The organism is Paenibacillus sp. JT22N15 (assembly GCF_059383755.1).
Genome location: NZ_JBXENV010000004.1, coordinates 104,365 through 123,039 on the forward strand (window position 1 = coordinate 104,365; position 18,675 = coordinate 123,039).

The window sequence follows — 18,675 nt, forward strand, 5'->3', positions numbered from 1 at the left end:
GCAGTGGCCAAAACCTGCCCTACATTATAACGGAGGAGGCTGAAGCTCCCATGCTTGAAACTGGAAAAATATCATCGTCACAGATGGCTATTTTGCTCTATCCGTCGATTCTCGCCACATCCATATTGTCTGTTCCCAGCATTACGATGACCCATGCCCATCAGGACATGTGGATCTCCCCGATTTGGGCAGGCTTGTTTGGCATGCTGACCGTATGGGTGGCGGTCAAGCTCAATCGGCTGAAACCAGACAGCACCCTGATTCGAACGAGCTTCAGCCTGCTTGGAGCTGTTCCGGGTTTTCTGGTAGGCTTGTTTTATATTTTTTATTTGCCCCATTTAACAGGCATCATTATTCGCCAATATGGCGAGTTTATTATTAGCAATGCGCTGCCGATGACACCGCAGTTCATTGTAACCGGATCGATGGTGCTCGTCTGTGCAATCAATGCCCGCCTCGGCATCGAGGTTATTGGGAGAAGCGCGCAGATTTTTACAGCCGTTTTTATTTTTCTCGCAGCCTTTATATTTGTTCTGCTGATCGGCCAGCTCCATCCTTCCGAGCTGCTGCCCATTGCCGAGAATGGAATTGGCCCTTCTATTAAAGGCGCGCTCGCGCCGGCTGCCTGGTTCAGCGAATATATTTTGATAGCGTTTCTGCTCCCCTACGTTAACGACCGTGAGAAAGCGATGCGAAAAAGTATGCTATCGGTACTGTTCGTCACCATCACGATGGTGGTCACCAATCTGGTGTGCTTATTCCTAATGGGCGATTTGACCTCCAGCTTTATTTATCCGGTGATGATTGCTGCCCGTTACATAACCATTGCCGATTTTATGCAGCATTTGGAAGCTCTCGTAATCGCTATTTGGATATCGGGTATTTTTGTGAAAATATCTGTCTTTCTGTACGTCTATTCGATTACTGTTGCCGACTGGCTTAAATTAAAGCACTATCACTCCGTCGTTATGCCGCTTGCCTTTCTTTGCACCGTTTTTGCTTACTGGTCGGCCAGAAGCCAAGCGGATATCGCCAATTTGATCAGCGTATCTGGCAATACGTATACGATTGCCAGCCTGTTCATCCTGCCCTTGCTGCTGCTGCTGGTTAGTCTCATTAAAAACAAGCTGACCCGCAAAAAGAAGGCATCCTCATGATAAGCAGCAAGCTGCACAACCTGCGGCGCAAAATCGCACTCCTGCTTCTGGCGGCATGCAGCATGGCGCTTTTGCAAGGCTGCTGGGATCGTGTGGAAATTAATGACTTGGCAATGGTGCTTGCAACCGGCATTGACCGAACCAAGGATGGTAAAGTCCATCTTTCGATTCAAATTTTCATTCCACGCCAAAGCGGCAGCAGCGCGACCGGAGGGACCGGTGGCAGTGAAGGATCTCCGAGCGGCGTTACGATGGTGCAAACCGCAGAAGGGCTTAATATTGCAGACGCAATGACCCGGCTGCAGCGCAAAATTTCCCGCCACGTTTTCTGGGGACATTGCGAGGCCATTGTCATAGGAGAAAAGACAGCAAAGCTCGGCATTCGCGAGTACATGGACTTTTTGCTGCGCTTCTCCCAATTTCGTGAACATGCTTATGTTTATATTAGCGAGACTAAAGCAGAGGATATCCTCTCCCTGCTGCCTCCTCTTGAGCGAAGCTCGGCGGAAGCTTTGCGTGAAATGGGCAATATGAAGCTGGGTACCAAAATGACGGTGCTTGATTTAGCCCAAGCGCTGGAAGGTCTAAGCAAATCAGCCGTACTATCCAGGCTGAAAATTGCTCCACCCGCGCCTGGACAAAATAAGAAAGCTACGATGCCCTTTGTATTTGGACTGGCCTTAATTAAGGATGACCGGGAAATTCGCGTCGTAACCGAGCCGATGAGCCTAGGCATACTTATGATGCTGAATCAACTGGACAATATCGTTTTGACGGTTAACCCGGATAAAACCAACAAGCAAGCAGCTGTCACCATCAAACCGCAATTCATTCGTACGGAGTTTGTTCCCGGCTTTGCTGACGGAAACTGGACGATGAAGGTCAACATTAAAACAAAGGGCGACGTCATCTTGAATACAACTGATCTGTCGCTGCTGCCACCGCCGAATGTAGAAAAAATTCAGGCTTTGTTTGAAGAACAGTTTAAGCAGCGAGCGGAAGCCGCACTGCAATTAACCCAGCAAAAGCTGAAAACCGATTTTTTCGGCTATGCGAATGCGTACCGCAATCATTTCCCACACAAATGGAAAGCAAAAAGGGCCCAGTGGGAAAGCGACCTGCCAAAAATAAAAACGACAATCCATGTAGAGGCTCGCATTTTGCGCACAGGAAAATCCGGTGATCCGCAAGGGATACCGGGCCAATCCAATGAATAAATGCAACAAAACATACAGGAGGACTCTCGATGAAGGTGCTGTTTATTACAGGTATTCTGCTCGTCTCCGTCATTATTATATATGGAGAAACTCGCGGGCAGGACAACGGGCGCCGGGAAATGACTACGGCAATCGCCATAACAGCATTAACGGCAGCTTTGGCTATTTTGCTCGTTTTTTTCCCCGACATGCCTGGCCCCACCGAGCTTATTACCTTCCTGTTCAGCAGCATGGGCATGAAATAACCCCTCCTGCTTGCTGCTCAAGTTGCAATTCGTTAATTAACGCTGCGAATGTCGCCAATTACGTTTGTGCTGATTTTTAAATAATCAAATGTTGCGGTACTGCCTTCTCCAATCGGCGATTGGGCGACGACGCCAACTTTAATCGTTGCGGGAATGTCCATTCCAAAATAACGGACCATTTTCCATTTGACGCCATCCACTGAATAATGGAACGCAAAGCTATTGCCAGCCCGGGCAATACGCAAAAAAGGCCGAACGATCTGGGCATCGCTGGAAACACAATCATCGGATGCGCCGCGTGTCACAACGCTGAGAATGGACGGCATATCGTCAAAAAACTCCGAGCAAAGCTTGGCCCAGTGATCTTCGTCTGCCATAATCATCAAGCAGCCGGAATCGTACGTCTGCTTCATATCAACCGCAACGCGAGTGACGGCATAGAAATCGCCTTCAACTAATGTGTAAAGAAAAGGAGCGGAGTTTTTCGTGTTGCCTCCTGCCGGATCGATGAAAAAATCGCCCATCGGCGGCGCTTGCACGACCAACTGCTGGTGCTCATTCACTTCCCAGCTCTTCGGCTCATTAATCCAGGACAGCTCCTTGCTTAAGCTTTGCCTGCTGCATCCTTCAAATACGTTCATCATGTTCGCCCCTTCTTTATGCGCCGAAGCGCTTCTCATAACACATGCTCAGCTCATAATCGACATATTCGCCAAATTTCCCGATAAATATGTAGCCATGCTTTTCATAAAACTTCAACGACTCGGGCTGCTCGGGCCCCGTCTCCAGCCGGATGCCGGCAAAGCCGCGCAGCTGCGCCTCATTCTCCAAAAAGGAAAGCATAGCGGCAGCAATGCCGAGCTTCCGGCTTTCTTTATGCACGAAAAAGCGTTTCAGCTCCGTATATTGGGCATCCAGCGGCCGGATGGCACCGCACCCGACCGGTTCGTCCCCGGAAAAAGCGACAATAAATACAGTGTCTTGGATACCTGGATCGGTAAAATCCAGCCCGTGCACCTCTTCCGACGGATATCGCTCCAGCAGCTCCTCGTCTAGCAATTGAATCAGTTGGTGCAAGGTTTCATCCAGTGGCTCTACTATACGAATGCTGATGTCTTTCATTTGTTATGCCTCCATAGCTGCTTCTAGCAAGTTAGTAAATGAATGGAATATTTGCCATATGGCTATCGTACCTGTTTGCTCTCTACTTCGCAATCCATTATTGCGTCAGCTGCTTTACCATTCGAATGTAGCGGTGCCCTGCCAGCTCCAGCTCTCCATCCTCGGCATAGCCCATCCGAAAATAAAGCGCCGTCGCCTTCTCGTTATCATCCAGCGCAATGAGCGATAGGCGCGGCCAGCCCGCATCCTTCGCCTTATTCTCCAGCGCGCCGATCAAAGCCCGCGCTATCCCCTTCCCCTGATAGGCGGGATTTACCGCCACGGAATCCAAATAATATTCGCCGGGCCTTGCCTCCGTCATAATTTGATAGCCGGCATGAGCTGGCTCCTGACGGATGCGCGAAAGCAGCGGAGCATCAAGCTTCGCAGCTGCATCACCGCCGTAACCGAGCGCCATGCCCGCGATGGCATCCCCCTCCCAGGCGACAAGCACATGCTCGTAGCTGATTCTGTTTCCTTTTTCCACATAAAAATCCGCTAATCTATTCATCGCCTCCTGCTCGTCTTTAGCGCCCGTCAGCGTACAGGCGATATCGCCAATTGCTGCATGCAGAAGCGGCATAATTTGCTGTACATCTTCTTTTCTCGCTGGCACAATCATCTAGCTCAACTCCTATCGTTATTCTTTAATTAGTTTATCCTAATCCATTAAGCCATGCTATAATCAAGCACAGGTGATTATACATATGGAACAAACACGTACAAAATATTATCCCAGACCTTACGGCGTAACAACAAACATAATGCCACGGGCCAATCAGGCGGCAGCTGATACGAGCAAGCAGCTTGTCGGACGCGGCGAAAGCGATGCCGTTTTTTTTCGCTCGCTGGAGCAGCACGGCATTCAGCTCAATGAGGCGCAAATTGCCGCTGTCCGCCATACCGAGGGACCGCTGCTCACGCTCGCTGGAGCCGGCTCCGGCAAAACCTCCGTTCTCGTCTGCCGAACGGCTTATTTGCTGTCTGTCCGCAGCGTAATGGCATCCCAACTGCTGCTCATGACATTTTCCAAAAAAGCGGCAGAGGAAATGAAGTCCCGCATTGCCACGCTGCCCGGCATTTCTGAAAGTGCTGCAGCTGCGGTAGAAGCCAGAACGTTCCATTCGTTCTGCTTGCAGCTGCTGCGCAGGCGGGGCATGAGGCAGGCGATATTAGGCGACAGCGGCCGGAAGCAAATTTTTTTCAAACGGCTGCTGCGCGAACGGAATTTGCATGAGACGTATCAGCCGGAGACGCTCATTACGTTATTTTCAGCCTACAAGCTGGAAATGCTGGAGCTTCATGAGCTGCCGGCCAAAACAGAAGAGGACAAGCAGCTGAAAATTCTTTTTGAATGCTACGAGCAGTGGAAGTCGGAGCAGCAGCTGATCGACTATGATGATATGCTGCTTGCCGCTTATCGGCTGCTCACGACCGATCAGAATCTGCTCGAAATGCTCCAGCGCCGCTTCCGCTACGTCATGATCGATGAGTTTCAGGATACGAATAAGGTGCAGTATGAGCTGATTAAGCTGCTTGTCTCGCAGCATGGCAACTTGATGGTCGTTGGCGATGATGACCAGACGATCTATTCATTTAACGGGGCGCGCAACGATTATATATTAAATTTCGAGCAGCAATTTCCGACCAGCAAAAATGTCGTGCTCGATATTAACTACCGCTCCGGAGCTGCCATTGTCGGGCTGGGCAATGCGATTATTAGCAGCAACAAGCAGCGCCGTCCCAAATCGCTCAAAGTAGCCAAGACGCAAAGCCTCTCCCCAACATTTGCAAGGCCGGGCAATACCGACGATGAAGCGCAGCTGATTGTTAATAAAATTACGGAAGCGCAGAGCCAAGGAAAACGCAGCTATGAGGATTTCGCGATTCTGTTTCGTACGGCGAGCAGCAGCCGCGCCATCTTCGACCAGCTGGTCATACGCCAAATTCCGTTTATTGATTACGGCGGGGGCGAGTCCTTTTATGAGCAGTGGGTTGTGAAGCCAATCATTGCCCATTTGCGGCTGGCGATCGATCGGCGCCATTTTGACGCGATGCAAAACATTCTGGCAACGCTTTATGTCAAGCCGGAGCAGGCGATGGCTTTCATCTGGAACGAAGAGAAGCAGCAAGCCAAAAAATGGCCGCTGATCCATCTCGTCCGCTTCCCTGGCATTAAGGAGTTTCACCAGGAAAAAATCAAAGAGCGGCTGCGGCTCATTCGCTCCTTGCCTAAGCTAAAGCCCGAGCAGGCGATTCGCCTGCTGCGCGACGGCTTTTATGACAATTACATTCAAGCCGATAAAAGCCAGACGCTTACCGAGCATAAGGACGCTTTGAAGGAAACGCTCGACGAGCTCGAAACCGCCGCCAAACGTTTTGCGACGATCACCGAGTTTTTGGCATTCGTGGACGAAATCGCACTGAAGCTGCAGGAGATGAGGCAGCTCAAGCTGGCGAGCCGCGGCGCTGACGCCGTTCATTTTATGACGATCCACAAATCAAAGGGGCTGGAATTTCCCGTCGTGTTCGTCAGCGGAGCATCCGATGGCATTTTGCCGCACAGCTCCGCGCTGTCCGCGAGCAAAAATAGCGACCGGAGCGCCATCCAGACCGGGGATGACGTCGCCGAGGCTGCGCTGGAGGAAGAGCGGCGGCTCGCTTATGTCGCCGTCACGCGGGCCAAGGAAGAGCTGTACATCAGCTCGCCCGGCTATTATCGCGGCAAACCGGCGCCCGTATCTTCTTTTTTGCTCAATGCTTTTAAATAAATACCTTAGATAAATATTTCAAATAAATATATGCCTATAAATGGGGTGTCTACCGGATGAACGATCAGCTTAGAACCTTTTTACAATTAGGTGATGCCGTTATTATTACGGATGATCAGCATCAGATATTAGAAATCAATACGAGCTATGAAGCGATAACCGGCTACAACCGCAGAGAAATATTAGGTAAAAAGGCCGGTATTGTTCGCACCAGCCTTACCCCCGTGCATATTCATGAAAGCATGAAGGACGCGTTAAAGGTAAAGCGGCCATGGTCTGGCGTATTCATTAACCGCCGCAAGGATGGACAGCTCTGGCATTCCTCCATTACCATTACACCTTTATATATGGAGGAGAGCTGGTATTATATCGGTATTTTCCGTGAATTGGAGCAGCTCCCTAGCGGCTTCTATATGCCTCAGGAACGGATTGGGCATATTCAAAGCTCGCTGCTCAAGGTGCTTGCCATTTCCTGCGAAATTCGCGATCCTGGCATTGAATCGCATCTTGTGCGGGTAAGAGATCTTACGGAGGAGCTTGTGCGTTATCATAATGAGCGGATGCAGCTAGGCTGGAACGAAGAACGGCTCAGCCGCATCGCCTCGGCGAGCATTTTGCATGATATCGGAAAATCGGGCATTCCCGAGGGGATTTTATATAAGCCCGGTCCGCTCGCTGACTATGAACGCACCATTATTGAGATGCATACGTTTATTGGTGTCGACATTATTGAGAAGATTTTCAACGAGTTTAATGACGAGCTGTTTACTAGCGAGCTGACGGCGAGCAAGCATATTATTTTGTACCATCATGAACGGTGGGATGGCCAGGGCTATCCGCATAAGCTTGCGGGAGAAGCTATTCCCATTGAAGCGCGCATCGTAAGCATCGTTGATGTGTTCGACGCCCTTACCAGCAAACGCCCCTACAAGGAAAAATGGTCGGTGGAGCAAGCGCTCGCTTACATTAAAGAGATGCACGGCACCCAGTTTGACCCGGACTTAGTCGATTCATTTATTCAGCTGTTTGGGCAAGGTGAAACGGCTGTCGCCGTCCTTTAACGGCGTGGCGCGTTTCATTCCGAGAAATATAGAGATAGGATAACGAAATGATATCCTTTCCTATATTTCAAGCGTAAACGGCTGTCGACGTCCTCTGGCGGCAAAGCTACCGTTTCGCGTAGAAATCATAGAGAATGGATGAAATCATCATATCCTTTCCTATATTTCAAGGTGAAACGGCTATCGACGTCCTTTAACGGCGTGGCGCGTTTCATTCCGAGAAATATAGAGAATGGATGAAATCATCATATCCTTTCCTATATTTCAGCAAAAAGAGGGATTGGCGTAAGTGCCAATCCCTCTTCTTCATGTGCAGTACGTTATAAACGGTGTGCAGCGGACAATGCTAGAAACCTTTAACCGTGCAGCATGCTTCGCTTATTCCGCAGGAGGCGTGAACGTGCGCTGCGCAAATTCAGCATCCAGCATATAAAACGCGTTGCTGTCTTTATCAATGCGCTTCAGCTTCGAAATGATGCCGTCGAACAAGGACTCCTCTTCTACCTGCTCATCGATGAACCATTTCAGGAAGTAGATCGTCGCATGCTCGCGCTCGCTGAGCGCAAGGTCAGCAAGGTTGTAAAACTTGCGTGTGTTTTGTTGTTCATGCGCATAAGCACGCTCGAATGCATCGAGCATCGACGCATATTCGTTCTTAGGCTCGTGCAGAGCAGACAAAGTAGCACGACGGTTGCGGTCGTTCAGGAATTTATATATTTTCATGCCATGGAAACGCTCTTCCTCAGCCTGGATAATAAAGAAATTCGCAAACCCGTCCAGACTTTCGCCAGAACAGTAGGCTGCCATTGCAAGATACACATGCGCCGAATAAAATTCAAAGTTCATTTGTTCGTTTAAAGCTTCAGCTAATTGATCATTCATCACTTATGCACCTCTTCTTTTTCGGAGTTGCCTCTATCTTAACACAAAAAAGGAGGGCGGCAAAAGCCGCCCACCCTATATTTATCCAATTAATTTTTTCAATTCCTTATAAAGCTTCTCGGCTGACGGAGCGCTGACCACCTTAGATTTCACCACGGCAAAACATTCATGCCTGCATGTTTTGCAATTTCCGAGACAGTCGGACTTCTTCATCTTGATGTCGGGAAACTTATCCTTCATCGCCTTGTAAACTGGCTTCGTCCCGTTTTTGAAATTTTTGGTGCAATATTTGATCTTCAATAGGTGTGTCACCCCGCTGCCGCAATGGCCGTATGATTACGGTTGGCACTTTTGTGTACACACGCAATCGTCTGCTCGATCCAAAAGGCTCCCTATCAAATGATAGTAATAATCATTACCGTTGTCAATAGCCGCGGGGCGGCGGCCAAGCTTATTTTTTCAATAATTGTACGCCTCGCTGCAGCTGGGTATCTTCCTTCTCCAGCTTTTCCTTGAGCAGCTCGACTATTTTGTACGCCGTCTTGTCATTGAGCGAGCCGGTAACGTCCAGCTTCTCTGCCTTCTGAAAAGCGCGCATCGCCGCCTCCGTCTCATCATCGAACAGGCCGTCTTTGCCGACGGGCGCATAGCCGAGCTCCTTCAGCATCGATTGCAGCGTCTTGACGTCTTCGCCGTAGCTGCCGTTTTTCAGCTCGCTGCCGACCGGAAGCGGACGCAAGCTTGCAAATGCAGGCAGGCTGACAACCTCATTTGGCATGACGCCAACTTTGTGAATCCACGTGCCAGCAGGCGTTTTCCACTGCGCCTCGGTCAAGCTGAGCACTGAGCCGTCTCTAAATTGCTCAAATGCTTGTACGACGCCTTTGCCATACGTTTTCTCGCCAACGACCGTTGCTCCCGCCGACTCCTTAAGCGCGGCGGTCAACACCTCGCTGGCGCTTGCCGACTGGCCGTTCACCAGCACAACGATAGGGATCGTCCACTCTTCTTTTTGCGTCGATTTATAAACAATCGGGTTGCTTTCTTCCTTATATACGACCTCTAGAATCACTTTCCCCTTCGGAATGAGCTTGCTGCCAATCGCAATCGTCGGCTGCAGCAGGCCGCCCGGGTTGGAACGAAGATCCAGCAGCAGCTTCGTCATGCCCTGTGCCTTCAGCTTCTTTACCGCTTCATCAAACTCCGTAGCCGTCTTCTGGGCGAAGCGGCTAATCGTAATATGGCCGATACCAGCCTCCAGCATCTCCGAGGTTACGGTGTAAACCGGAATCGCTTCACGCTTAAGCGTAATCTCGATAGGCTCCGTCTGGCCCGGGCGCTGCAGCGTCAGCGTCACCTCGGTACCTGTCTTGCCGCGCATAAGCCCGATAAGATCCTGAAATTTAGAATCCTTCGATTCCTTGCCGTCAACCGCCATAATGATATCACCAGACTTGACGCCTCCGCGCTCTGCTGGCGCACCCGGCGTCAGCCCAGAAATAACGAATTGGCCATCCTGCTCGCGCACCTCGGCCCCTATTCCGGAAAATTCGCCTTCATACCCTTGCGTATAGGCATCGCCCTGCTCCTCGATCAAATAGCGGGAGTACGGATCTTCCAGCGATGCTACCATTCCCTCAGAGGCGCCATTGATCAAATCCTCGCCATCCGCTCCATTTAAATATTTATCCATAATGGTATTGTAGGATACCGCAAAGTTCTGAAATGCCGGCTCCTTCAGCATCGGATACCGATGCCCCATCCAGAGCCATCCCACTGCGAACCCGGCAACCATAAATAAAATAGCCCCAACTAGGCCAATTAACAGCACTCTGCGCCGTGCAGCAGCATGTGTAAAATACCTCAACTCGTCATCTCCCCAGGTTCAACTCTCATCCGCTTTCTTTACTGTATCTTATTGAAGGGGGATGGAGCAAATTTTCAAAAAAGAACCCGCCGCTTCTCACGTGCCGAGGTGAGACAGGCCTCAATAACCGCTGTTCCTGCTATCGCATCCTCAGGACCAAACAGCGGCTGTGCCTCGCCCGCGGCAATCTGTGCGATTCTGTTGATTTGCATCACATAAGTGTTCAGGTTGAAAGGCCCTTCCTTACGCTGGCCATCCTCCGTATGTACGATAAAATAATCCTCTTCCCCCGGCCCAAAAGCGTTCGGCAGCTCAATCCGCCCCTTCGTTCCGAGAATTTCCAAGCGGTTGCGGTAAGCCGCCCACATGCCGCAGTCGAATACGAGGCTTACATCGTTTCCGAACTCCAAAACGCCAGAAGCCATCATATCTACCCCGCCATGCTCCTTGGAAAATAAACCATGGACGCTGGCTGCTACCGGCTCACCGTCCAAAATAAGCCGCGCTGCACTTATGAGGTAGCAGCCGATGTCATACAAGGAGCCGCCGCCCCATTCCGCGTTGTAGCGAACATTGCCTGTGTCTGCTGCATTATTGAAGGTGAACGAGCCTGTCATGACGCGAAGCTCGCCAATTTCGCCAGACGCGATAATCGCCTTAATCTGCTCATAGCGCGGATGATGGCGATACATGAAAGCTTCCGCCATAACGATGCCTGCCGTCTGGGCTGCCTCCGCCATTTCCCGGGCATCCGCTGCCGTGACCGCAAATGGCTTCTCGCAAAGCACATGCTTGCCAGCTCTAGCCGCTTTAATGGCCCATTCCTTATGTAAATGATTCGGCAGCGGAATGAAGACCGCATCGATATCTGGATCAGCGAGCAGCTCCTCGTAGGAGCCGTACGCTTTTTCAATGCCTAACCGCTCTGCTGCTTCAACAGCCCGTTCCAAGCTGCGGCTTGCAATCGCCACTGCCTCGCCTCGCTCCGCCTGCTGAATGGCTGGAATCATCGTATGTATAGCAATGCTCGCACCGCTTAAAATCCCCCATCTTAGCTTCATCCTTGCCCATCCTCTCCCTGTCCATTCTTTAACAGCCCTTTCTATTATACAAGAAAAGCGGTAGATCGCTTGTACGAATGGCGATTTTTCGCTACAATCAACCTAGCTTATGTACACGATAAAGAGGCTTGGAGAGGGGAACATATTGCCATTATGTATAAATTAATTGCAATTGATGTAGATGATACGCTGTTGAACGATGAACTCATTGTGACTGAAGGAACGAAACGCGCCATGGAGGAAGCTATCGCGAAAGGCGTAACGGTGACGCTGGCTACCGGAAGAATGTACGCTTCCGCCAGACAAATTGCTGAGCAAATCCAGCTCAATGTGCCCATCATTACGTATCAGGGGTCGCTTGTAAAAACGCTGCTGGACGGCAAGGTGCTGTATGAGCGCAGCGTGCCTACCGATGCAGCCAAGGAGCTGTATGCTTTTACTGAAAAACATGGCCTGCATTTGCAGCTTTATGTCGATGACCAGCTGTTTGTGAAGGAAGCAAATGAGAAGGCGCTAATGTATTCGCGCCTATCCAAAATCCCTTATACGGTAGCACCAGATTTCGAGGAGCTGCTGGAGCAGCCGAATACGAAAATGCTGATTATCGATGAGCCGGACTATCTCGATGAAATTGCTGAGCAGCTCAAGGCGCTTATCGGCGACCGCGTGCATATTACGAAATCCAAAGCTCATTATTTAGAGTTTATGCATAAAGAAGGAACAAAAGGACATGCGCTGCGCTTTATGGCTGAGCATCTTGGCTGCACGATGGATCAAACGATTGCAATCGGCGATGCGTGGAATGATCACGAGATGATCGAAGCGGCTGGACTTGGCGTAGCGATGGCTAATGCGATTCCGGCTCTGAAAGAGGTTGCGAATTATGTGACGCTTAGTAATAATGATGAGGGTGTTCGTCACGTATTTGAAAAATTCGTTTTAAACTCGTAAGGGATAGATATAGGTGAAATGGGATTCTTCGCTGCGTGAAAAGGTGGGGGTTACGATCGCCATTGCAGTTGAATTTCTTCGAATTAGCCGTGAACGGCTGAAATTCCACAGCAAAAGCGAGCACTCCGTTTCTCCACCCCCACCTTTTCACTCCGCTTCGACCCGCTCACCTATACAACCTTAAAGCGTTTACCGATTTTTTGGGGGCAATAAAACAAACCGTGAATCTGGCTCATTCAATAGCCAAATCCACGGTTTGTTTGTTGTTACAAGATTTATTACAATGTCTAATTACATTGTTAAGTGCAACTTAGCTTTTGATTGGAATTAAATACCCGCGAGCACTTGGTACCAGATGCCCTTTTTGGAATAGAGCGTCTTCTTTACCTCAGGCCAGCCGCCGAGGTAGCTGATGTCGAACAGCTGCTCAGGAACTACGTATTTACTCGCTGACTCCTTGGCTACCGTCTCATTTACGGGACGGAAGCCGTAATCGACAAGAACACGCTGGGCTTCATCGCTGTGCAAATAATGGATGAACGCTTCGGCCACCTCGCGAGTACCGTGCTTGTCTACATTTGTGTCTACAACCGTTGCCGGGTTTTCAATCAAGATTGTGCTTTTCGGCACAACGATATGATAGTCCTTGCCCTGCTTAATGCGGGCGAGCAGCTCGTTCTCATACGTCACGATAACGTCGCCTACGCCGTATTCGAACGCCGCCATAGAAGCACGGCCGCTTTTATCGAGCGATTCCACGTTGGCATGGACAGCCTTGAGGAAGTTTTTGGCATAGGCCGGGTCCTTGGTGCCTGTCTCTACCTCTGACTGCTTTAATCCCGCTCCATAAATCGCATTAATGTCCCATTGAGCGCCGCCAGATGTTTTCGGGTTCGGATAGACGACCTTCACTCCGCTGCGAGTGAGATCGGACCAATCCTGAATGTTCAGCGGATTGCCCTCACGTGTGCCAAGCACCACAATCGACTTGGTCACAAATTCGCCGTCCGCTTGCTCCTTCCAATTCGGGTTGATAAGTCCTGCATCGGCGATTTTGTTAACGTCGCCTTCCATCGCCAGCACGGCAACGTCAGCATTAAATCCGCCTATAATGGCCCGCGCTTGCGTTCCAGAGGCTTCATAGGATTCCTGAAATACAACCTTTTGTCCCGTTTGCTGCAGCCAGTAAGCCTGGAACTGCGGCAAAATTTCGGCGAAAGCATCCTTCACTATGGAGTATGCACCAATGACAAGCGTGACATCGCCGTTTGGAACGGAAGATTCCACCGCCGGGTCATTGTCTTGCGCTTCGCCGCAGCCCGCTGCAACAAGCAGCAGGGCGGTCGCAAGCAGCAGGGCAAGTATACGGCGGCTTGTTGTCTGAATAGCATTCATAATGGCATACAACTCTTTCTGCTCGATGTTTTCAAACCCAAGCTATTAGATATGAATTGGCATTGGATCTTCCTTCAGGCTGTTTTCCTGAATCCAGCTCTCTTGATCATTAAACAAATACGCCCGGTGCACCAGCACTTGAACGCGGTCGCCCGGCTGCAATACATCCTTCTCCAGCGAACGGTAGGTGACGAGCTTAACCGAGCCTACCTCTAGCTCGACCAGCCACTCGCTGCCGCGGAAATGAATATGCTTGACGCTTGCTTCCAGCGCGGCAGATGCAAGGCGAATCTCACCCGGCTTGCCGATTTCGATATATTCGGGACGGATAAGTGCCTTCGTACCAGGTTTGCCAGCAGCAGAGTCAAAGCCCTTCAGTGCGCCAACATCCTCGACAATCGTTGACTCCCCGATGAAGCTCGCTACGAATGGCGTCTGCGGGTCTTTATAAATCGCCCAAGGAGAGCCCTTCTGCTCCAGCTTTCCCTTGCTGATAATCATAATTTCATCGGCAACCTCAATCGCCTCATCCTGGTCATGCGTGACGAAAATCGATGTAATGCCGACGCGCTCTATCATTTCCTTGAGCCAAGTGCGCAGCTCTGTACGGATTTTTGCATCAATCGCCGCGAATGGCTCGTCGAGCAGCAGCAGCTGCGGCTCAGGCGCGAGCGCTCTAGCGAAGGCAACGCGCTGGCGCTGGCCTCCCGATAGCTGATGAGCATAACGGTGCTCAAAGCCCTTCAGCCCTGTAAGCTCAACAAGCGTCATGACACGCTCACGGATTTGTTCTTTGGTTTGCTTTTTGACTTTCAGCCCGAAAGCGATATTATCATAAACGGTCATATGCTTGAACAGCGCATAATTCTGGAATACAAAACCGATTCCGCGCTCCTGTGGCGGCAAATCATTGACGCGCTTGCCGTGGAACACAATATCGCCAGAGGAAGGCGACTCAAGCCCTGCCAGCATGCGGAGAATCGACGTTTTGCCACCGCCGCTCGGCCCTAGCAGGCCAATAAGCTGGCCTTTCTTAATATCGAAGCTGACATCCTGCACCGCATGAAAATCCCCGAAGCTTTTGTTTAAATTACGGACTTCAATATGCATGGCTTAATGCACTTCCTTTCGTTTCTTGGCCCATTCCATTAAGAGCAGCAATCCAACGGAGAACGCCGCAAGCACGAGTGCAACCCCGTTCGCAGCTACAACATTAAAGTTCTCCACATCTTGATACACGAGTGTCGTTGCCGTCTGCGTCTTATTCATAATATTGCCGGATACGACGAGCACGGCGCCAAATTCGCCAAGCGAGCGGGCAACCGTAAGCACAACACCGTAAATGACGCCCCAACGAATCGACGGCCACGTTACCTGCCAAAACGTATACCACGAGTATGCGCCAAGCGTAGACGCCGCTTCCTCCTGCTGGGCCCCGATTTCCTGCAAAACGGGCAGAACCTCGCGCACCATGAGCGGGAAGGTGACGAACAGCGTTGCGAGCACCATGCCTGGCAAGGCATAGACGATTTTAAAGCCCGACGCTTCAAAAAAAGTTCCAATAACTGTACTTGGTCCAAGAATAAGGACAATCATTAGACCGCCGATAACAGGCGATACCGCAAACGGTAGATCGACCAAGCTGTTCAGCAGGCGCTTGATACGCGGACCGATCCATTTTGCCCGTACCAGATAAAGCGCAAGCATAACGCCAAACAGCGTATTTAATGCGGTTACAATAACGACAATTAATGCAGTCATCTTAAGGGCATGAAGCGATTGCTGCCTTAGCAGCCCTTCAGTAAAGCCGCTCCAGCCCTCTGCCCAGGACCCGCGCACGATTTCGACAAGCGGTATGATGAGTAGAAGTATAAATACGACATAAGTGAGCGTAATCCATAGTTTTCTCATTGGCCCGGCCTCCTGGATTGAATCAGGTTAACCGTCCACAAAATGACGAAGGACAAGGTGAGCAAAATAACGGAAACCGCCGCCGCTCCTTGCGGATTATCGCTTTCGATTTCCCCAAAAATATAAACCGATGCAATGAGCGTTTTGCCAGGAATGTTGCCTGCTACAAGCACAACTGCCCCAAACTCGGCTATGCCGCGCGAGAACGCCAGCATCGCTCCGCTAATAATACCCGGAACCATCGACGGTAAAATAATGCGGAAAAACGTCAGCGCCTTCGATGCTCCCATCGTATAAGCCGCTTCTTCCTCCGAGCGATCCAGCTCCTCCAGCAAAGGCTGTACGGCGCGGATGACGAATGGGAAGGTGACGAACACCATCGCGATAATAATCGCTGGTTCATGAAAGACGATATCGAAGCCCAGCTTCGTCGCCAGTCCGCCAACAAAGCTGCGAGGGCCCAGCAGCAGCAAAATCATTAGCCCAGCAACCGCCGTCGGCAAAGCAAAAGGCAAATCGACGAGCGAGTTGAGAAATCTTTTCCCGGGAAATTTATAGCGAATAAGCACCCAGCCAATCATCGTTCCGAGAAAAATGTTGATTATCGTCGCAATAACGGCAAGCCTGACGGTAAGCAGCACCGCTTTCCACGCGAGAGGATCGCTTACGCTTTCCCAGAATGGCTGCCAGCCAAGCGACAGCGATTGCGTGTAAATGCCGAATATCGGAATAATAATCAGGATAATAAAATAAAGCATAACCGTACTTCGGAAGCCGAAGCTCCACCATTTGTTTCGAAACATAGCATTCACGTTGACATTACCCTCCAGACCATCGACTCGTGTCGTAGGTGAAACCACAGACGAAAAGCGAAAAGTAAAAATTGCAAGGTGAAACGGTTATCGCCATCCTTTGGTGGCGCGGCGCGTTTCATTCCGAGAAATATAGAGAAAGGATAGCGTTACGACACCCTTTCCTATATTTCAAGGTGAAACGGCTATCGCCATCCTTTGGCGGCAAAGCTACCGTTTCACGATGAAATATAAGCTCATTATAATTGTGAAACTTATAAATGCTTATATTTCAAAAAAAGATAATCCCTATTAACAAACTTGGTATTATCAATTTAGCAGATCATATTAGTCCAAGTCAATGCTAAATTGGCCTTTTGTTTGTGGAGTTCAATGGATTGCTGGAAATATAGTCTGCACTGCGTGAAAGGCTTGGCTTACGATCGCTGTTCCCTTTGATTTCTTCGATTCCGATGTCTCAAAAGGATTCCTCCGAAAATAGCTCCTTCGAGTTATTGCCAATTTTGATGTCTGGACTATAGGCTGGGAGCCATTTTGCCCCTAGTCTGGCTGCTCTCCCAACCCGGGACCGAATCCGAAGCAGCCGATTCCTGATATTCTACTGTAGGAGGAAAAAAACATTCGATTTCATCCAAATATCGTGAAACAAAGGAGAGTAAATAATGAAAGTCGTTCTGAGAATTATCGTTTGCTTGTGCTTGTTAGTTGTACCTGTAGGAGTTGCCGGTGCTGCCGGCTATGTGTATACAATGAATGATGTCATGTCGCTTTACGATAAAAATACTCCTTCTCTGCAAAATGTTCAGGCCCTCCCTTACGATTCGGGCAAGCCTACAGTAGCCGTTCTTCTCGCTGCGGAAGTTACCGAGGTTTTTGATTTCCTAGTGCCCTATGAAATGTTCGCGATGACGGAAGCCTATAACGTTTACGGAGTTGCACCCGACCGTGGTATCAAGTCATTAACAGGGGGCCTTGATGTTGTGCCGCATTATTCATTCGAAGAAATGGACCATTTGCTGAATGGGAGTCCGGATATCATTGTCATTCCATTCATGCCCATGTTGGACGAAAATAAATATGCCCCGGTTCGCGAATGGATAAAAAAGCATGCAAGCGACCAAACGATCTTGCTATCCATCTGCAATGGAGCGGAGAACTTGGCTGACACCGGCTTGCTGAGTGGCAAATCTGCTACGACACATTGGGGTGATATTGGCAGGCTGATTAAGACGTATCCCGATATTGACTGGAAGAAGGATCAGCGCTATGTCCCTGTCGATCATATCGTGTCCTCAGCAGGTCTTACATCCGGTATCGATGCAACGTTGTATGTGATCTCGCAGCAATTGGGAGAGCCCGCAGCCGCAAAGGTAGCTGCCGAAATGAATTATCCATCCTACACCTATGTGCAAAATCCGGAAATGGATCCTTTCTCAACAGGACTTAGTGATTTAACATATGTAGTTAACAATGCTTATCAGTGGAATAAAGTTAAAGCGGGCGTCCTATTATACAACGGTGTTGATGAATTAGCATTGTCAGCGGCATTCGACACTTATTCGGCATCCGGGACGACGAAGACGATAACGGTATCCAGCTTTAATGATCCAATCATCTCCAAGCATCATTTGACTCTGGTTGCCAGAAACGCAATAAATCGTGCGCCGAAGCTGGATAAAATGATCGTTGTCGGATCGGAAGCCCAATCTGAAGCGGAGCAGGACATCGAACGCTGGAGCTCCGGCAACAAGGACACGCCACTACTCATGCTGCATGAAGGCAAAGCTGAACAGTTTGCTATGGTGCCTGCCTTTGAAGACTTGGCAAAGCAAGAAGATGTGCGTACAGCCCAATTCGCCGCCAAACGTCTGGAATACCGCGCGACCGAGCATCTAAACCTGCAAGGGGCTTCCTTTTCGTTTGAGGCATTCGCCGTCCCTGCCTTCATTATGCTTCTTTCCTTGCTGGCAGCTTATTATATAGACAGACGATTTTTTGCAAAGAAAACAAGACAGCAGAAATAAGCCCACCCTATTGAAATAAATCTCATTAGCATGATTATTACAAAGCTTTGTGCCTTCGTTATATACTTCATTAAGCGCTAAAAATTTCGGCTTTGAACCGCTTCAGATAACGGCAAAAACGCCTTATTCATTATCCCCATCAGATGGGTTTATGAATAAG

18 protein-coding genes are annotated in these 18,675 nt (G+C 49.8%); 7 read left to right on the forward strand and 11 right to left on the reverse strand.

Annotated features, from left to right (window positions below):
• Positions 1-50: 50 nt before the first annotated feature.
• The 3 genes from AC50X8_RS09000 to AC50X8_RS09010 are packed head-to-tail and all read left to right on the forward strand — an operon-like array spanning position 51 to position 2,619.
• Positions 51-1,157 carry a GerAB/ArcD/ProY family transporter gene (locus AC50X8_RS09000; protein WP_494879405.1) on the forward strand — a complete coding sequence of 369 codons (1,107 nt, stop codon included), beginning with the start codon at positions 51-53 and terminating at the stop codon, positions 1,155-1,157.
• Complete coding sequence (locus tag AC50X8_RS09005) at positions 1,154-2,374, forward strand: Ger(x)C family spore germination protein (RefSeq protein ID WP_056041391.1); 1,221 nt, start codon at positions 1,154-1,156, stop codon at positions 2,372-2,374. The genes AC50X8_RS09000 and AC50X8_RS09005 overlap by 4 nt, the downstream gene beginning before the upstream one ends.
• Positions 2,375-2,403: 29 nt before the next feature.
• Positions 2,404-2,619 carry a hypothetical protein gene (locus AC50X8_RS09010; protein ID WP_056041389.1) on the forward strand — a complete coding sequence of 72 codons (216 nt, stop codon included), beginning with the start codon at positions 2,404-2,406 and terminating at the stop codon, positions 2,617-2,619.
• Between the two features lie 32 nt (positions 2,620-2,651).
• Here the strand turns inward: AC50X8_RS09010 and AC50X8_RS09015 are convergent, their stop codons facing one another.
• From AC50X8_RS09015 to AC50X8_RS09025, 3 genes are all read right to left on the reverse strand, one after another.
• Positions 2,652-3,263, reverse strand: a complete 612-nt coding sequence (locus AC50X8_RS09015) for a DUF1349 domain-containing protein (protein WP_235533292.1) — start codon at positions 3,261-3,263, stop codon at positions 2,652-2,654.
• Between the two features lie 13 nt (positions 3,264-3,276).
• Complete coding sequence (locus AC50X8_RS09020; protein ID WP_056041387.1) at positions 3,277-3,741, reverse strand: GNAT family N-acetyltransferase; 465 nt, start codon at positions 3,739-3,741, stop codon at positions 3,277-3,279.
• A gap of 97 nt (positions 3,742-3,838) precedes the next feature.
• Complete coding sequence (locus AC50X8_RS09025) at positions 3,839-4,402, reverse strand: GNAT family N-acetyltransferase (RefSeq protein WP_056041385.1); 564 nt, start codon at positions 4,400-4,402, stop codon at positions 3,839-3,841.
• An 85-nt stretch (positions 4,403-4,487) separates the two neighbouring features.
• On the opposite strand from AC50X8_RS09025, the gene AC50X8_RS09030 reads away from it, so the two are divergent.
• A complete protein-coding gene (locus AC50X8_RS09030) occupies positions 4,488-6,551 on the forward strand; it encodes an ATP-dependent helicase (protein WP_494863046.1) in 2,064 nt (687 codons plus the stop codon).
• A 56-nt stretch (positions 6,552-6,607) separates the two neighbouring features.
• Positions 6,608-7,612 (forward strand): HD-GYP domain-containing protein, encoded by a 1,005-nt coding sequence (locus tag AC50X8_RS09035; protein WP_494879407.1) that lies wholly within the window; start codon positions 6,608-6,610, stop codon positions 7,610-7,612.
• A gap of 378 nt (positions 7,613-7,990) precedes the next feature.
• Here AC50X8_RS09035 and AC50X8_RS09040 read toward each other — a convergent pair whose 3' ends face one another.
• The 4 genes from AC50X8_RS09040 to AC50X8_RS09055 form a co-directional block, all read right to left on the reverse strand.
• Positions 7,991-8,494 carry a ferritin gene (locus AC50X8_RS09040; protein ID WP_056041379.1) on the reverse strand — a complete coding sequence of 168 codons (504 nt, stop codon included), beginning with the start codon at positions 8,492-8,494 and terminating at the stop codon, positions 7,991-7,993.
• A gap of 81 nt (positions 8,495-8,575) precedes the next feature.
• Positions 8,576-8,806: a DUF1450 domain-containing protein gene (locus AC50X8_RS09045; RefSeq protein WP_056041378.1), complete on the reverse strand. Its 231-nt coding sequence runs from the start codon at positions 8,804-8,806 to the stop codon at positions 8,576-8,578.
• 139 nt (positions 8,807-8,945) lie between these two features.
• Positions 8,946-10,361, reverse strand: coding sequence for a S41 family peptidase (locus tag AC50X8_RS09050; RefSeq protein ID WP_494879409.1), 1,416 nt, complete (start codon positions 10,359-10,361; stop codon positions 8,946-8,948).
• 74 nt (positions 10,362-10,435) lie between these two features.
• Positions 10,436-11,422 (reverse strand): Gfo/Idh/MocA family protein, encoded by a 987-nt coding sequence (locus AC50X8_RS09055; RefSeq protein WP_494879411.1) that lies wholly within the window; start codon positions 11,420-11,422, stop codon positions 10,436-10,438.
• 153 nt (positions 11,423-11,575) lie between these two features.
• On the opposite strand from AC50X8_RS09055, the gene AC50X8_RS09060 reads away from it, so the two are divergent.
• Positions 11,576-12,373: a Cof-type HAD-IIB family hydrolase gene (locus AC50X8_RS09060; protein WP_056041373.1), complete on the forward strand. Its 798-nt coding sequence runs from the start codon at positions 11,576-11,578 to the stop codon at positions 12,371-12,373.
• A gap of 327 nt (positions 12,374-12,700) precedes the next feature.
• On the opposite strand, the gene AC50X8_RS09065 is transcribed toward AC50X8_RS09060, so the two are convergent.
• Genes AC50X8_RS09065 through cysT form a run of 4 tightly spaced genes read right to left on the reverse strand, consistent with a single transcriptional unit; the run spans position 12,701 to position 16,491 of the window.
• Positions 12,701-13,768 carry a sulfate ABC transporter substrate-binding protein gene (locus AC50X8_RS09065; RefSeq protein WP_494879413.1) on the reverse strand — a complete coding sequence of 356 codons (1,068 nt, stop codon included), beginning with the start codon at positions 13,766-13,768 and terminating at the stop codon, positions 12,701-12,703.
• Positions 13,769-13,813: 45 nt separating this feature from the next.
• Positions 13,814-14,878, reverse strand: coding sequence for a sulfate/molybdate ABC transporter ATP-binding protein (locus AC50X8_RS09070; RefSeq protein ID WP_494879414.1), 1,065 nt, complete (start codon positions 14,876-14,878; stop codon positions 13,814-13,816).
• Positions 14,879-14,881: 3 nt separating this feature from the next.
• Positions 14,882-15,679 carry a sulfate ABC transporter permease subunit gene (locus tag AC50X8_RS09075; protein ID WP_056041368.1) on the reverse strand — a complete coding sequence of 266 codons (798 nt, stop codon included), beginning with the start codon at positions 15,677-15,679 and terminating at the stop codon, positions 14,882-14,884.
• Positions 15,676-16,491, reverse strand: coding sequence for a sulfate ABC transporter permease subunit CysT (gene cysT, locus AC50X8_RS09080; protein WP_414811819.1), 816 nt, complete (start codon positions 16,489-16,491; stop codon positions 15,676-15,678). The genes AC50X8_RS09075 and cysT overlap by 4 nt, the downstream gene beginning before the upstream one ends.
• A 662-nt stretch (positions 16,492-17,153) precedes the next feature.
• Here cysT and AC50X8_RS09085 point away from each other — a divergent pair.
• Positions 17,154-18,515, forward strand: coding sequence for a DJ-1/PfpI family protein (locus tag AC50X8_RS09085; RefSeq protein ID WP_494879416.1), 1,362 nt, complete (start codon positions 17,154-17,156; stop codon positions 18,513-18,515).
• Positions 18,516-18,675 lie beyond the last annotated feature (160 nt).

Excerpts from the sequence above, each read along its gene's own strand:
- AC50X8_RS09040 (WP_056041379.1), bottom strand. The coding sequence starts at position 8,494 with ATGAATGATCAATTAGCTGAAGCTTTAAACGAACAAATGAACTTTGAA.
- AC50X8_RS09005 (WP_056041391.1), top strand. The coding sequence starts at position 1,154 with ATGATAAGCAGCAAGCTGCACAACCTGCGGCGCAAAATCGCACTCCTG.
- AC50X8_RS09025 (WP_056041385.1), bottom strand. The coding sequence starts at position 4,402 with ATGATTGTGCCAGCGAGAAAAGAAGATGTACAGCAAATTATGCCGCTT.
- AC50X8_RS09085 (WP_494879416.1), top strand. The coding sequence starts at position 17,154 with ATGAAAGTCGTTCTGAGAATTATCGTTTGCTTGTGCTTGTTAGTTGTA.
- AC50X8_RS09015 (WP_235533292.1), bottom strand. The coding sequence starts at position 3,263 with ATGATGAACGTATTTGAAGGATGCAGCAGGCAAAGCTTAAGCAAGGAG.
- AC50X8_RS09010 (WP_056041389.1), top strand. The coding sequence starts at position 2,404 with ATGAAGGTGCTGTTTATTACAGGTATTCTGCTCGTCTCCGTCATTATT.
- AC50X8_RS09065 (WP_494879413.1), bottom strand. The coding sequence starts at position 13,768 with ATGAATGCTATTCAGACAACAAGCCGCCGTATACTTGCCCTGCTGCTT.
- AC50X8_RS09060 (WP_056041373.1), top strand. The coding sequence starts at position 11,576 with ATGTATAAATTAATTGCAATTGATGTAGATGATACGCTGTTGAACGAT.
- AC50X8_RS09070 (WP_494879414.1), bottom strand. The coding sequence starts at position 14,878 with ATGCATATTGAAGTCCGTAATTTAAACAAAAGCTTCGGGGATTTTCAT.
- AC50X8_RS09055 (WP_494879411.1), bottom strand. The coding sequence starts at position 11,422 with ATGAAGCTAAGATGGGGGATTTTAAGCGGTGCGAGCATTGCTATACAT.
- AC50X8_RS09075 (WP_056041368.1), bottom strand. The coding sequence starts at position 15,679 with ATGAGAAAACTATGGATTACGCTCACTTATGTCGTATTTATACTTCTA.
- AC50X8_RS09020 (WP_056041387.1), bottom strand. The coding sequence starts at position 3,741 with ATGAAAGACATCAGCATTCGTATAGTAGAGCCACTGGATGAAACCTTG.
- AC50X8_RS09030 (WP_494863046.1), top strand. The coding sequence starts at position 4,488 with ATGGAACAAACACGTACAAAATATTATCCCAGACCTTACGGCGTAACA.
- AC50X8_RS09035 (WP_494879407.1), top strand. The coding sequence starts at position 6,608 with ATGAACGATCAGCTTAGAACCTTTTTACAATTAGGTGATGCCGTTATT.
- AC50X8_RS09000 (WP_494879405.1), top strand. The coding sequence starts at position 51 with ATGCTTGAAACTGGAAAAATATCATCGTCACAGATGGCTATTTTGCTC.